The sequence below is a fragment of the Pontibacter ummariensis genome, from assembly GCF_900188175.1.
Lineage (GTDB): Bacteria > Bacteroidota > Bacteroidia > Cytophagales > Hymenobacteraceae > Pontibacter > Pontibacter ummariensis.
Map to the genome: position 1 here is coordinate 50,063 of NZ_FZOQ01000014.1, position 15,818 is coordinate 65,880.

Annotated in this window: 8 protein-coding genes; 7 read left to right on the plus strand and 1 reads right to left on the minus strand. The window is 52.0% G+C overall.

Going from position 1 to position 15,818, the window contains the following annotated elements; all coding sequences use genetic code 11:
* Window positions 1-208: 208 nt before the first annotated feature.
* From CHB92_RS15310 to CHB92_RS15340, 7 genes are all read left to right on the plus strand, one after another.
* Window positions 209-1,582, plus strand: a complete 1,374-nt coding sequence (locus tag CHB92_RS15310) for a sigma-54-dependent transcriptional regulator (protein WP_089320106.1) — start codon at window positions 209-211, stop codon at window positions 1,580-1,582.
* Complete coding sequence (locus tag CHB92_RS15315) at window positions 1,572-2,930, plus strand: sensor histidine kinase (protein WP_089320107.1); 1,359 nt, start codon at window positions 1,572-1,574, stop codon at window positions 2,928-2,930. The genes CHB92_RS15310 and CHB92_RS15315 overlap by 11 nt, the downstream gene beginning before the upstream one ends.
* A 357-nt stretch (window positions 2,931-3,287) precedes the next feature.
* Window positions 3,288-4,940 carry a catalase gene (locus CHB92_RS15320; protein ID WP_089320108.1) on the plus strand — a complete coding sequence of 551 codons (1,653 nt, stop codon included), beginning with the start codon at window positions 3,288-3,290 and terminating at the stop codon, window positions 4,938-4,940.
* A 201-nt stretch (window positions 4,941-5,141) separates the two neighbouring features.
* Entirely contained in the window at window positions 5,142-6,263 is a 1,122-nt protein-coding gene (gene cfa / locus CHB92_RS15325; protein WP_089320109.1) for a cyclopropane fatty acyl phospholipid synthase, read from the plus strand.
* A gap of 174 nt (window positions 6,264-6,437) precedes the next feature.
* The gene (locus CHB92_RS15330) at window positions 6,438-7,535 is read left to right on the plus strand and encodes a DUF3667 domain-containing protein (protein WP_089320110.1); all 1,098 of its coding nucleotides are present in this window, start codon (window positions 6,438-6,440) and stop codon (window positions 7,533-7,535) included.
* A gap of 496 nt (window positions 7,536-8,031) precedes the next feature.
* Window positions 8,032-9,939: a DNA polymerase III subunit gamma/tau gene (locus CHB92_RS15335; protein WP_089320198.1), complete on the plus strand. Its 1,908-nt coding sequence runs from the start codon at window positions 8,032-8,034 to the stop codon at window positions 9,937-9,939.
* Between the two features lie 50 nt (window positions 9,940-9,989).
* A complete protein-coding gene (locus CHB92_RS15340; RefSeq protein ID WP_245842610.1) occupies window positions 9,990-12,947 on the plus strand; it encodes a M16 family metallopeptidase in 2,958 nt (985 codons plus the stop codon).
* 306 nt (window positions 12,948-13,253) lie between these two features.
* On the opposite strand, the gene CHB92_RS15345 is transcribed toward CHB92_RS15340, so the two are convergent.
* Window positions 13,254-15,482, minus strand: coding sequence for an NADP-dependent isocitrate dehydrogenase (locus CHB92_RS15345; RefSeq protein ID WP_089320111.1), 2,229 nt, complete (start codon window positions 15,480-15,482; stop codon window positions 13,254-13,256).
* Window positions 15,483-15,818 lie beyond the last annotated feature (336 nt).

A 15,818-nucleotide genomic window follows, 5' to 3' on the forward strand; every position in this document is an offset into this window, starting at 1 on the left:
CTTCAACAACTTGTTTTACAGTTACTTACACCCATACCTTGTAAGATAAGTGTACGCTTTCGATACACCTGCACGCGTTACACCTGTGCGCTTCCGCTACAGGTATAAACACAGGCTGCAGCTACCTCTAGCCGCCCTTTCGTTCCGGTTTTATTTTTATCAGATAGAATAGTTATATTCGGTTTCTCAATCTGAATTTTAGGTACCTATGGCCACTGCAAAAAATGCCCGCGTGCTGGTGGTAGACGACGAGACGGACGTGCTGTTCGCCCTGAAGATGCTGCTCAAGACCGAGGTAAAAGAAGTAGTAACAGAAAAGAATCCCGATAACCTGCTTGGTTTGTTGGAGCGGCAGAAGTTCGACGTTATTTTCCTGGATATGAACTTCAAAAGCGCCCTGAACACCGGTAACGAAGGGCTTTTCTGGTTGCGCCAGGTGCTGGAGAAAGACAAGGACGCCTCGGTGATCCTGATCACCGCCTATGGCGATGTGGAACTGGCTGTGCGCTCGCTCAAAGAGGGCGCCGCGGACTTTATCGTGAAGCCCTGGCACAATGAGAAGCTGCTGGAAACGCTGCACCAGACACTGGACAAAAGGCAGCAGAAGGCCAAAGGTAACACAGCCGCAACAGCTAAAAGTGCGGGCAGCACCACCATACTGGGCCAGTCAGACGCGATACAGGAGGTATTGTACAAAATAGAGAAGATCGCCCCCACTGAAGCCAATGTACTCATATTAGGCGAAAACGGCACCGGCAAAGAGCTCGTGGCCCGGGCCCTGCACGAGAAGTCCTTTAGGGCCAGCAAACCTTTTGTGAGCGTGGACATGGGAGCCCTGACCGACTCTCTCTTTGAAAGCGAGCTGTTCGGCTCTAAGAAAGGAGCCTTTACCGATGCCCGGGAAGACCGGGCCGGCCGTTTTGAGGCGGCCAACGGAGGCACCCTGTTCCTGGACGAGATCGGGAACATCTCCCCAGCCATGCAGGCCAAGCTGCTTACAGTACTGCAAAACCGGCAGGTAACGCCCCTTGGCTCCAATACGCCTGTGCCCGTGGACATCCGCCTGGTCTCCGCCACCAACGAGCCTATTTACGAACTGGCAGCCCACAACCAGTTCCGCAAAGACCTAATATACCGCATCAACACCGTAGAGATCACGCTGCCTCCGCTACGCCAGCGCCACGGTGATGTGGAGTTGCTGGCGCGCCATTTTGCGGCCGTCTATGCCCAGAAGAACCACAAAGCTGCCCCCGACTTTGCCCCCGAAACCTTGCAGAAACTGAAGCAGCACAACTGGCCGGGCAACGTGCGGGAACTGCAGCATGCCGTGGAGCGGGCTATTATTCTGGCCGAGAACAATGTTTTGCAGCCACAGGACTTTAGCTTCTCGCCCATGGAAATGGCGCCTGTTACCCCTGCCGCTGCCTACATACCGGAAACGCCGGTGCCCCTGAGCGAGATCGAGCGTGAAACCATCGTCCGGGTGCTGGAGAAGAACAAAGGCAATATTTCGAGAACCGCTAAAGAACTGGGCCTGACCCGTACCGCCCTTTACCGCCGACTGAACAAGCATGATATTTAAGCGCCTCGAGTTCGGACTGTTTGTCCGGTTTGTGCTGTTGCTGGGCATGATGTACGTGACCCTGCACTACCTGACGCAGTATACCTGGCTACAGATAACTTCGGGCATACTGGTCATGCTAGGGCAGGTCTGGGAACTGGCCATGTACGTCACCCGCAGCAACAACGAACTGGCCAAGTTCCTGCAGGCCGTGAAGCAGCGGGACTTCTCACAGCGTTTCAATGAGTGCACCACGAACAGCTCTTTACGGCAGCTGCACGTAGCCTTTAACCTCATCAACGATACGTATAAGCAGCTCCATATCGAGAAAGAGGCCCAGTTCCAGTACATGCAGACCATCCTGCAGATGATCGACAGCGGCATTATGGCCGTGGATGAAGAAACGAAAGAAGTGGAGTGGGTGAACGAGGCTTTTCAAAAGCTACTGAGCCTGCCCTACCTGAAAAGCATCGACAGCCTGGCCCCGCGTTACCCCGTACTGTATGAAGCACTGACCCTCATAAAAGCCGGCGAAAGCAAACTCCTGAAACTAAAGCTACAGACGGGGCAGTCACAGCTATTGCTCTCTGCCACGGCTTTTACCATGCAGCGGCGCCACCTGCTGCTTATTGCGCTCAAAAACGTGAGTGCCACCGTGGATGCCACTGAAACCGAGGCCTGGCAAAAGCTGCTGCGCGTGATGACGCACGAAATTATGAACTCTGTTGCGCCCATCGCCTCGCTGGCCGATACCCTTGGCCGCCACCTGCACCTGGAACGGGAAAAGTGCGAACAGGACCCCGAGGCCACACCAGACCCGGAGCTGCTGCAGGATACCGAAGAAGGGATCTCCATCATTAAAAAGCGGAGCGAGGGGCTGTTGCGCTTTGCTCACTTCTACCGCAACCTGAACAAGTCGCAGGAGTTGATGATGACGACAGTATATGTGCAGGAGCTGTTTAAAAGCATCAATGGCCTGATGCGCCCGCAGTTGGAGGAGCAGGGCATTACCTTAAGCTGCAACGTAACACCGCCTAACCTCACCTTAAACGGCGATGTGAACCTGCTGGAGCAGGTGCTTATTAACCTGATCCTGAACGCGAAGCGAGCTGTGCAGGGGCGTCCGGAACCAAAGGTTACCCTTACAGCCAGCCGCGAGAACGGCAAAACCCTCATTGAGGTACAGGACAACGGAACCGGCATACCGGAGGAACTGCAGGAAAGCATTTTCATTCCCTTCTTCACCTCCCATAAAGATGGCTCCGGTATTGGCCTCAGCCTGGCCAAGCACATCATGCTGCTACACAAAGGCAGCATACAAGTAGAGTCAGCCGAGGGCGTAGGCACCGTCTTCAGGCTGTACTTTTAAACGCTCCTCTTTAATTTAGCACCTCCTTCTCTGTCTTTCTTTTCGCCCTGATTCTTTCGCTACAGTGTTGGGGCCGGATTGTACAAGTGCTTCTCCTTTCACCTTTCCCCGCATCGCTTCAACTTATTCATAGCAAACCCGTTAATTAAGTAGAGGCAGGCATAGCGCACCCCACAAAGATTTCGAAAAAAGCTATACACGCCTGCCACACTTCAGCAACTGTTGTCTATCCTCACGCTTCATTGTATTTCTCTATAAGGGATAGATAATAGTTATAAATATCCCTATAACCTATTAGAAATTAATAGAGTAAAGGTGTAAAGACTGTCCCCATTTTTAACATAAGTAGGAGTACTAATGATTGAAAACAACAAAAACCCGCAGGGCGCTAACGGCAGCCCGTCCAAGTCAGGCAACAATGGCCAGGAGGAAAGGATCCTCACGACCCGACAGGGCCACCCGGTAAGAGACAACCAGAACATCCGGACTGTCGGCAACCGCGGGCCTGCCACGATGGAGAACTACCACTTCATTGAAAAGATCTCGCACTTTGACCGTGAGCGTGTACCGGAGCGCGTAGTGCATGCCAGGGGTGCCGGTGCCCACGGCGTATTCGAGGCCTACGGCAAAGTAGGTGATGAGCCTATCTCGAAGTACACCCGTGCGAAGCTGTTCCAGGAAAAAGGAAAGCAAACACCGGTGTTTGTGCGCTTTTCTACGGTAGGTCACCCCTCTGGTTCTCCTGAAACGCTCCGTGACCCGCGCGGTTTTGCTGTGAAATTCTACACAGAAGACGGGAACTGGGACTTAGTAGGCAATAACCTGAAGATCTTCTTTATCCGGGATGCCATGAAGTTCCCGGACCTGATCCACTCACAGAAACCAGACCCGATCACGAACATACAGAGTGCAGAGCGTATCTTTGATTTCTTCTCAGGTACTCCGGAGGCAACACATATGGTCACGTTCCTGTACTCGCCATGGGGCATTCCGGCCAACTACCGTCAGATGCAGGGCTCCGGCGTGAACACCTACAAATGGGTGAACGAGAACGGCGAAGCGGTACTGGTGAAATACCATTGGGAGCCAATCAAGCAGGGCATTCGTAACCTGACAAAGAAGGAGGCGATGGAAATCCAGGCCAAGAACTTCAACCATGCTACCCAGGACCTGTATGAGGCCATCGAGCGCGGCGACTACCCGGAGTGGGAACTGAATGTGCAGATCATGAGCGATGATGAGCACCCCGAGTTGGATTTCGACCCGCTCGACGATACCAAGCTTTGGCCAAGAGAACAGTTCCCATGGCATCCGGTGGGTAAAATGACCCTGAACAGAAATCCTGAGGACTACTTTAACGAAGTAGAGCTAGCTGCTTTTGGGACAGGGGTGCTGGTAGACGGTTTGGACTTCTCAGACGATAAGATGCTGCAGGGCCGTACCTTCTCCTATTCCGATACACAGCGCTACCGTGTGGGGGCGAACTACCTGCAGTTGCCAATTAATGCACCAAAAAATAAAGTATACACTAACCAGCGCGGTGGCAAGATGTCTTTCAAAACAGACTTCGCCCCTGGCCAGAACAAGCATATCAACTACGAGCCCTCTGTTTTAGATGGACTGAAGGAGGCTCCGAAACCTGCCAAAGAGTATACGCCCCGCTACGAGGCCAACCTGGTGCGACAAGCAATCGACCGCACGAACCCATTCAAGCAGGCTGGCGAGACTTTCCGCAACTTCGAGGATTGGGAACGTGAGGAGCTTATCTCCAACCTGTCTAATGATTTGGCGACCTGCGACAAGCGCATTCAGGACAAGATGCTGGAGTACTTCACGCAAGCTGACGAAGAGTATGGACGCCGCGTAAGAGAGGGCATCCAGATGGCAACGGAGAAGATGATGAAAATGAAAAAGGAAATGATGGGTACCGACGGCCCCATGGGCAACACTTCCGGGGAGGAAGGCGTGGAACAAGCCCAGAAGGACTCTCATCCCGGAAAACAGTATTAACAGCTTGTGTTTTCATTAAGCTAAGTGCAAAGGCAGTCTCTACAAGAGGCTGCCTTTGTTTGTTTAGGGAAGGCGGCTGTACGCTTCGGGCTGTTACTGTTGCGTAACAACCTGATTCCCTAACCCTTATTCCTTCTGCACGTTAAATTTTACGATACAGTAAAAAAGCTACTCTTGTAACACTACTCCTACTCCCAAACCATGGCAACAGAAGACCTGCAGCAGAGCGTGGCTAGAATCTTAGCGAAGGCAGACGTTAAAGTGAACGGTCCTGATCCCTGGGACATCCAGGTGTACGACAAGCGGTTTTACAAGCGCGTGCTCAGCCAGGGCACGCTGGGCTTGGGCGAGTCCTACATGGAGGGCTGGTGGGACTGTGCGCAGATCGATGCCTTTGTCTTTCGGGTGCTCCGGGCAGATCTGTACAAACAGGCAAAGCTGGGCTGGAAAACCGTATTGAAGATGTTATTGGCGAAGGTGTTTAACATGCAGGCCAAAGGGAAGGCAACCCGCAATGCCCAACGGCATTATGATATTGGCAACAAGCTTTACCAACTGATGCTGGATAAGCGGATGGTTTACAGCTGTGGCTACTGGAATGATGCGGATACCCTGGACCAGGCACAGGAAAACAAGTTGGACCTGATCTGCCGGAAGATTAACCTACAGCCGGGCCAACGGGTACTGGACATTGGCTGTGGCTGGGGAAGCTTTGCCAAGTTTGCCGCCGAACGCTATGGCGCAGAAGTGGTTGGCGTAACGGTATCGCGGGAGCAGTTGGCGCTAGGGCAGGAAATGTGCAAGGGGCTGCCTGTGGAACTCCGGTTGCAGGACTACCGCGACGTGCAGGAGACCTTTGACCATATTGTATCGATTGGCATGGTGGAGCATGTGGGCTACCGTAACTACCGCTCCTACATGCAAACGGCAGCCCGTTGCCTGAAAGACGATGGTTTGTTCCTCTTGCACACCATCGGGCATCCCTTCTCCAAAACCTCCGCCGACCCTTTCACCAATACCTATATCTTCCCGAACTGCCTCATCCCTTCCCTGAAGCAACTGAGTGCCGCCATGGAGCATGTTTTTGTAATAGAGGACCTGCACAACTTTGGCCCCTATTACGACCCGACCCTGATGGCCTGGTTCCGAAACTTCGATCAAAACTGGGATCAGCTAAAGGGAACGTACGACGAACGTTTTTACCGGATGTGGAGATACTACCTCCTCTCCAGCGCCGGCTCTTTCCGTGCCCGTAACAACCAGCTGTGGCAGCTGGTACTTTCTAAAAAAGGGATTGTAGGCGGGTATCAGGCGATCAGGTAAAGTTCTTCTCCTCCCCTTCCTGCTGCTTCGCTACGCCACACGCTTTCTGTACTGAAACGCTCCTTTACCGCAGGAAATATTTCTACGGCTTATACCAATTATTCTTTATTTTGGGCCATGTAAAATAGTTGCCGCTGTTTTACAAAGCACTACATAAACGATCCCTATAGCACTATGAAAAAACACTACCGCTCCGACACCAATTGCCTGAACTGTGGCACCATGATTCAGGGCAAGTTTTGTTCGAACTGCGGGCAAGAGAACCTGGAACTGCATGAGGACTTCCTGCACCTGGCGCTGCACAGTGTAGGCCACTACTTCCACTTCGAGTCTAAGCTCTTCAACAGCATGGTGCCGCTTTTCACAAAGCCTGGCTACCTGACAAAAGAGTACTTTGCCGGCAAACGGGCCTCGCACCTGAACCCGATCAGCATGTACATCTTTATCAGCATCTTGTTTTTCTTTCTCTTCACGGCCAAAACGCACATAAACGAGAAGGGCATACGCGAGGAAAACCCCGCAGCGGCAGAGGCCAGGGAGGAGGCGGAGGCCAGAAAGACAATTGGCGAGGTGAGAGGCGCCGTTCTAGAGAAAGCCCAGATCGGGAAGATGTCGGACCAAGACGCCAACTACACCTATACCATTTTAGATAACGCAGAGGCCGCGCTGGACTCTGCCGGTCGCCGGCACAAAGAGGCCGTAATCTATACTGCTCCGGCAACCGAAAAACCCAAGGCGGCAACTCAGGAGAAACCCGCCAAAGAGCCAAAGGCAGATGGTAAGGGAAAGAAGTTTAATGTAGATCTCGGGTCGGACGACAACGTGGTACTGCACTCCCTGGAAACAAAGCTGCAGGAGGTGATGGACGACGACCTGCAGAGCGAGCTTTTTAAAAACAAGTTGGTGGGGCACCTGCCCAAGGTGATGTTTATCCTTTTGCCCTTGTTTGCCCTTATCCTGAAACTGGTGAGCTTGCGTTCTTCCAAGTACTACGTAGAGCACCTGATCTACTCCATACACGTACACTCCTTCCTGTTCCTGTTTGCCTCTCTCCTGATTATACTGGGATGGCTCCTTCCCTTCCTCTCTTCCTGGCTGTGGTGGCTTGGGATCGGCGTATCGCTCTGGTACATCTACAGGTCCATGCGCAACATCTACAGAAGCACGCGCTGGCGCACAGTATACAAGTTTTTCCTGCTGTTTTTCGCCTATAGTATTCTGCTCACGCTCAGCGGCCTTATCGTTATTGTAGCCACGCTGTACACGGTGTAAGGAGTAAACCTTGTTTATCTGCAGGGGCAGCAGCCTAAGCCATACTTTTGCTAAAGCGCATCTTACGCCTTGCTGCGTGGCTTTCCAGACCTAAGAACCGCTTCTCCTTTAGAGTACTGTTGCCGGTTTCACAATTTCCCGCTCGCCTCATTAAGCTATAACCATAGCAGAAGCTTTGCTCCGATTCGGCCTTGCCAACACAGCACTCAAAACAGAAATGCCATGGTTTTTGCAAGCGTAATGAAGCAAGCGGTAACTAGGAGAGATCCGTTATCCCAGGCGCTGCAGCTTATGGCATGCATATAAAAGGATATCCCAGTTTCATCTGCGTGCTATAAAGACAGGAGAAACGGGAGTATCAACAGCGCTTGTCTTGTTGTGTATTTTCTGAGGCAAGTGCTGCCACAGCAGGAGCAGAAGTCGTGGATAAGTACCTGTAAAACGGGTGGATAAAAACCCCTCCCAACTCAGCTTCGGATTGATTATCTTTGTAGTAATGGAAAATTTCGTAGTATCAGCGCGTAAATACCGTCCGACCACCTTCGACAGCGTGGTGGGGCAGCACCATATAACCAACACCCTTAAAAACGCCATCAGCAGCAAGCACCTGGCGCAGGCATTCCTTTTCTGCGGACCACGCGGTGTGGGTAAAACGACCTGTGCCCGTATCCTGGCCAAGACCATCAACTGCCAGAACATTACCCCGGAAGTGGAAGCCTGCAACGAGTGCGAGTCCTGCCGTAGCTTTAACAGCAACAGCTCTTTCAATATCCATGAGCTGGATGCCGCCTCTAATAACTCCGTGGAGGATATTCGGAACCTCGTGGAGCAGGTGCGTTATGCCCCGCAAACAGGCAAGTACAAGATCTACATCATAGATGAGGTGCACATGCTCTCGAACCAGGCCTTCAACGCCTTCCTGAAGACGCTGGAGGAGCCGCCTTCCTATGCCATTTTTATCCTGGCCACCACCGAGCGCCATAAGATCATCCCGACCATCCTGTCGCGCTGCCAGATCTTTGATTTTAACCGCATCCGGATTGAGGACATGGTGCGCCACCTGGGCGGTATTGCTACCAAAGAAAGCATACAGGCCGAGCCAGATGCCCTGCACCTGATCTCGCAGAAAGCAGACGGCGCCTTGCGCGATGCCTTGTCTATCTTCGACCAAATGGTCACCTTCTCCGGTAGCCAAGTAACCTACAAGGCCACCGTAGAGAACCTGCACATCCTGGACTATGATTACTACTTTCGGCTAACAGACCACCTGTTGGAGCAGAAACTGTCAGGCTCCTTGCTCCTGTTCGACGAGATCCTGAAGAATGGATTTGATGCACATAACTTCCTGATCGGCATTGGCGAACACTTCCGCAGCTTGCTGGTGTGCAAAGACCCACAAACGGTGCAATTGCTGGAGGTATCGGATAACATCAAGGCCAAGTATGCTGAGCAATCGCAGAAGTCAAGCGTGTCCTTCCTGCTCTCAGGGCTGAACCTGGTGAGCACCTGCGACACACATTATAAGAGCAGCAAGAACCAGCGCCTGCACGTGGAGCTGTGCCTGATGAAGATGGCACACCTGAATGCAGCACTCAGCTTTGCCCAAAATGGTGCGGAGCCAAAAAAAGCTAAGGTAGGGGCTCCGGCACCAGCCTCTACCAATTCTGATTCGCAAGGTGCCACACCGGCAGAGCAGTTACAGCCGCCGCACGAGCCCAAGGTGGCGCCTTCGGAAAAAATGCAACCTTCGGAAGTACCGTCCAAGGACTTGCAAGCGCCCCACGAACAAGGCCGTGTGCCCTCAGAGGGACTGCAACAGCCCCCGAAGCCACAGGAGGTAACACCGGATGGGCATATCACACCAGCCAATCCGCAAGGCCCTCCCGGCGCAGGCCCTGACAAGCCGCGTTCCGGCATACAGCTGCCTCCGCCGAAAAAGCTGAGCAAGCTGCCTAGCCTGAAAGACCTGCAAAAACCACAGGCAGCGGTGGCAGACGTAGCCGTGGCCGAAGAAGAGGATGAGGCGAACGTTGGCGTAGTTGTACCAGTAGACCAGGCTAAGTTAAAAACGGTGTGGCATGGCATCCTGCGCCGCAAGAAGGAGGAGAACATGATGGAGTATACGCTCCTGAACCGGCAGTACCACATCAGCGAGCAGAACGAGATCACGCTGCACCTGGAGAACCACGTGATGCTGGACCAGTTCACCAGCCTGCGCCCTGCCATTTTAGGCGAACTGAAGCGTGTGCTTGGTAACCGAAACATCAAACTGAGCGCCGAGGTCGTAGAGATGCAGGAAGAGCGCAAGCTGTATACATCACAAGACAAATTCAACTACCTGGCCGAGAAATATCCGCTGCTCGTCGATTTAAAGCAACGCTTCGGCCTGGATACCGATTTTTAAGTATAACTATTCTATATATTCATAGAATACATTCCATCAAACAACTAATTATGACGATACAAAGAGGATCATCTCTATTGTTACTTGCGCTGGGCCTGGTGTTCACGCAGTGTAAGAACGAGACGTACCAAACGCAGTCAGCAACCGAGGCAGTAGCTACAGCACCTGCCGAAAAAGAGTACGAGTACGACACAGTACCCGGCGATCCGCTGAATGCCCGCATTTATACCTTAGATAATGGCCTGAAAGTTTACCTGTCGGATTACGAAGAGGCTCCCCGCATTCAAACTTATGTAGCAGTGCGCGCCGGGAGCAAAAACGACCCGGCAGACGCCACTGGTCTGGCGCACTACCTGGAGCACATCATGTTCAAGGGTACCTCGGAGCTAGGCACTGCTAACTGGGAAAAGGAGCAAGAAGAGCTGGCAAAGATTGAGGCCCTGTACGAAAAGTACCGTCAGACCACAGACGAGGCCATGCGTAAGAAGATCTACAACCAGATCGACAGCGTTTCCGGAGTAGCCGCTACCTATGCCATCGCCAACGAATACGACAAGCTAACAACAGCTATCGGTGCGAAAGGCACCAACGCCTATACCTGGGTAGACCAGACGGTATACGTAAATGACATCCCGAGCAATCAGCTGGAACCTTTTATAAAGGAAGAAGCCGACCGCTTCAGTGAAATGGTGCCCCGCCTGTTCCACACGGAACTTGAGGCCGTGTACGAGGAGAAAAACCGTACCCTGGACAGCGACAGCCGCAAAGTAGCCGAAGTGATCAACGCTGCCCTTTTCCCAACCCACCAGTACGGCACCCAAACCACGATCGGCACCATCGAGCACCTGAAGAACCCGTCTATCACGGAGATCAAAAAGTATTTCGACAAGTACTATGTGCCCAACAACATGGCCATTGCCTTGTCAGGCGACCTGGACTATGATGAGACGATCCGCCTGATCGACAAGTACTGGGGTGGCTTGCAGAAGGAGCCTATACCCGCTTTTAATGTAGCAGAAGAACAGCCTATCCAACAGCCAATCGTGAAGGAAGTGGTTGGGCCGGACGCAGAGAACGTATCCATCGCTTACCGCACACCAGGTATCAATACCAGGGATGCCCTTGTGGTGCAGATGATCAGCAACCTGCTCTACAATGGATCTGCCGGCCTGATAGACCTGAACCTGAACCAGCAGCAGAAGGTACTGCAATCTTATGCCTACGATACGCCGATGAAGGACTACGGTACCTTCCGCCTGACCGGGATGCCACGCCAGGGCCAGTCCCTGGACGAGGTACGCAGCTTGTTACTAAAGCAGCTGGACCTGATCAAAAAAGGTCAGTTCGACGAAGAACTGATCACGGCTGTGGTGAACAACGACAAGATCAACACCATGAAGGCCTATGAGGAGAACAGCAATCGTGCGGATGCCTTCGTGTCTGCGTTCATTTATGACATGCCGTGGGAGAAGTATGTGAACCGCCAGGAGGAGTTTGCCAGCATCACGAAGCAAGACGTGATAGACGTGGCGAACAAGTACTTCAACGACAGCTACGTAGTGGTGTACAAGCGTAACGGTGAGGATAAAAATGCCCAGAAGGTTGAAAAGCCAGCCATTACGCCTGTGGCCGTAAACCGTGACGCGCAATCTGACTACTATAAGGCTTTTATGGCAGAGCAGCAGGAAGTAAAGCCACTGCAGCCAGTGTTTCTTGATTATGAGAAAGACATCACAGAAGCCAGCCTGAAGCAGAACATCCCACTGCTGTACACCCACAACGAGGACAACGGCCTTTTCCAGCTGTACTACATCCTGGACATGGGCACCAACAACAACCAGAAGCTGGGCATGGCGGTGAACTACCTGAAGTACCTGGGCACCGACAAGTACACGGCCGAGGAACTGCAGAAAGAGTTTTACAAGCTGGGCGCCTCCTTCGATGTGTTCGCCTCCGGAGACCAGGTGTACGTGAGCCTGACAGGCCTGGATGAGAACTTTGAGGAAGGCCTGAAACTGTTCGAAAGCGTGCTGGAGAACCCTAAGCCAAACCAGGAAGCCCTGAACGACATGGTGGCCGGTATCCTGAAGGCGCGTGAGGATGCGAAAAAGAACAAAGGCGTCATCCTTCGTCAGGCCATGGTTAACTTCGCGAAGTATGGTCCTAAGAACCCATTCAACACGGTACTGAGCGAGAAAGAGCTGAAGGCTACCAAACCACAGGAACTCGTAAACCTAATCAAGAGCATTCCGACCTACGAGCACCGCGTGCTCTACTATGGTCCACGTGAAACAGATAACCTGGTGGAGACGCTAAACGAAAACCACCTCGTGCCAGCAACCTTGAAACCAGTACCAGCCGAAAAAGAGTACGCCGAGATCGACTTTAACGAGCCAACCGTGTACTGGGCCGACTATGACATGGTACAGGCCGAGATGATGTTCCTGAGCAAGTCTGTGCCTTATAGTAAGGATATTATTCCGGTCGTGCGGCTGTACAACGAGTACATGGGTGGCATCGTGTTCCAGGACCTGCGTGAGTCTAAAGCTTTGGCTTATTCTACTTACTCCTTCTATAGCCCTGCTTCTGAGAAAGACCGGGCAAATTACCTGCTGTCTTACATTGGCACTCAGGCTGACAAGCTAGCCGAGGCGATGGCCGGCATGCAGAACCTCTTAACCGATATGCCACTGGCAGATGCAAACTTCCAGAATGCCCGCGCCTCACTGCGCAACAGCATCTCTACGGAGCGCATCAGCAATGCAGATGTCCTGTTCGATTACGAGCGTGCCAAGAAGCTGGGCCTGAACTACGACATCCGCCAGGATGTGTACCAGAGTGCTAACAGCATGACTTTTGATCAACTGCAGGAGTTCCAGCAGAAGTATATCAGGAATCAACCACAAGCCATCCTGGTCATTGGATCGAAGGACAAGCTGGACTTCAAAGCCCTGGAGAAGTACGGCAAAGTAAAGCAACTTGATCTAAAGACCTTGTTTGGGTATTAAGCAACATGATTAGATGCAAAACTAGCGTCAGAAGGATAACAAAAACGGCAGCCAAAATTGGCTGCCGTTTTTGTTTGTGCCAATCGCCGGCGTGGCTTGCAGCTCGTGTCTTCTTTACCCAAAACCTCTCCCTGCCGCAACTCTGGCAACAGCTAGCGCTATCAACAATTTACTTAAAGAGACCAATAAAACCATGTTGCCTCGCCTGCTCCTCATAGCTGCACTACCAGCTACACCAAGAGTTAAACAAAAAGGCTGCCCGATCACCTCAGGCAGCCTTTCCTTTATAACTGTAACTTCTTGCTACTAGAAGTTATCTAAAGCATTGTTCAAGGTTGCGCTTGGGCGCATGGCTTTGATAGCCTTGTCTGTGTCCGGGTTGAAATAGCCTCCCAAATCAACTGTCTGGCCCTGCACGGCGTTCAGCTCATTCACGATCTTCTCTTCGTTCTCGCCCAGTTCTTTGGCCAGCTTCGTGAACCTGTCTTTCAGCTCCTGGTCTTTCGACTGCTCGGCCAGTGCCTGTGCCCAGTAAAGTGCCAGGTAGAAATGGCTGCCGCGGTTATCGATACCACCTAACTTACGGGAAGGCGATTTGTCTTTCTCCAGGAACTCCGCATTGGCTTTGTTCAGTGCCTCTGCCAATACCTGTGCCTTATCGTTCTTGGTCTTATAAGCCAGATCTTCCAGAGAAACAGCCAGCGCTAAGAACTCACCCAATGAATCCCAACGCAGGTAGTTCTCTTCCACGAACTGCTGCACGTGCTTTGGCGCAGAGCCACCGGCACCTGTTTCAAACAGACCACCACCAGCAAGCAGCGGAACGATAGAAAGCATTTTCGCGCTGGTTCCAAGCTCCAGGATCGGGAACAGGTCCGTCAGGTAGTCACGCAGTACGTTACCCGTTACAGAGATCGTGTCTTTACCTGCTTTGGCACGCTCCAAGGTATAGCGCATAGCCTCTACCGGCGACTTGATCTGGATATCCAGTCCTTCAGTGTCGTGGTCTTTCAGGTAACCTTTTACTTTCTCGATCAGGTTAGCGTCATGCGCTCTGTTCGGGTCCAGCCAGAAAATGGCAGGTGTGCTGGTGATGCGGGCTCTTGTAACAGCCAGCTTCACCCAGTCCTGAATAGCCACATCTTTTGTCTGGGTCATTCTAAAGATATCGCCCTCCTCTACTTTTTGCTCCAACAGCGTGTTACCGGCGGCATCCACTACGCGTACCGTACCGCTTTCCGACATCTCAAACGTCTTGTCGTGCGAGCCGTACTCCTCTGCTTTTTGCGCCATCAGACCGATGTTCGGTACCGTACCCATCGTTCTTGGATCAAAAGCGCCATTCTCTTTGTGGAACTCGATCACTTCCTGGTAAATACCGGCATAGCTGCGGTCTGGGATAATAGCAGTCGTATCGTGCAGTTTGCCATCAGGTCCCCACATTTTTCCAGACGAACGGATAGCAGCCGGCATAGAGGCGTCGATGATCACGTCGCTCGGTACGTGCAGGTTAGTGATGCCCTTATCAGAGTTCACCATCGCCAGCTCAGGGCGCTTCTCGTACTCAGCTTTAATGTCGGCCTCAATTTCGGCACGCTTTCCTTCCGGCAGGTCTTTGATCTTGGCGTACACGTCGCCCAAACCGTTGTTAGGGTTTACACCTAGCTCTTTGAATGTGTCCGCATGCTTCTCGAACACGTCTTTGAAGAATACAGTAACAGCATGCCCGAACATAATAGGATCGGATACCTTCATCATCGTTGCCTTCAGGTGCAGAGACAGTAGGTTGTTATTCTCCTTGGCGTCCTCGATCGCTTTTTCCAGGAAAGAGCGCAAAGCGCTTCGGCTCATTACCGCCGAGTCAATCACTTCGCCGTCTTTCAGGGCTACCTTCTCTTTCAGGGTGCTTACATTGCCGTTGGCGTTAACAAACTCGATCTTTACATCACCCGCTTTGTCTATCACCTGCGATTTCTCGCTTCCGTAAAAGTCGCCGTTCTCCATGTGGGCCACATGCGTTTTAGAGTCAGCGCTCCACTCTCCCATCGAGTGTGGGTTTTTCTTAGCGTACTCCTTCACTGCATCTGCCACACGGCGGTCAGAGTTACCTTCTCTCAATACAGGGTTTACTGCACTACCAAGCACCTTTGCATAACGTGCCTTTACTTCTTTCTCTGCCTCGTTTTTAGGATCTGCAGGATAATCCGGCACCTTGTATCCTTGTGTCTGCAGTTCTTTGATAGCCGCTGTTAGCTGTGGCACAGAAGCACTGATGTTAGGAAGTTTGATAATGTTCGCTTCCGGAGTTTTAGCAAGCTCGCCCAGGTATGCCAGGTCATCGCTTTGCTTCTGCTCTTCTGTCAGGTTTTCAGGGAAAGTAGCCAGGATACGCCCTGCAAGGGAGATGTCCCTTGTTTCTACATCAATACCTGCTGCCTGCGTAAAGGTCTTCACGATTGGCAAGAAAGAGCGGGTTGCCAAAGCCGGCGCTTCATCAGTTATGGTGTAAACAATGTTGGCTGATTTTGTCGTCATTTTTTCTTTTAGTTTAATTTATATTCCCCTATACAAGAGGAGTAGAGATTATAATTGCTGATTTATTCTGATACCGTTCGGATTCACAGCCCATGCTGCTTTCGGTTGGCTCCAATAACAAATATAAGAGTCTTTTTGATATAGGCTAAGTTAGATACTGGCTTTCCTGCTGTTCCCGCAGTCCTTTCCCGACTAAACGCGGCTAACCTCAGCGGCCTTCCTGCCTGTCCGTTTAAAGTAGAAGTTCCCGCTCTAAGTTACTTAGTAACAAGACAGAAGCTGCTTTGCCTTCGCATACAAACTGTTTGCCGCTGACCACGCTCCTTTCTTTGTCCA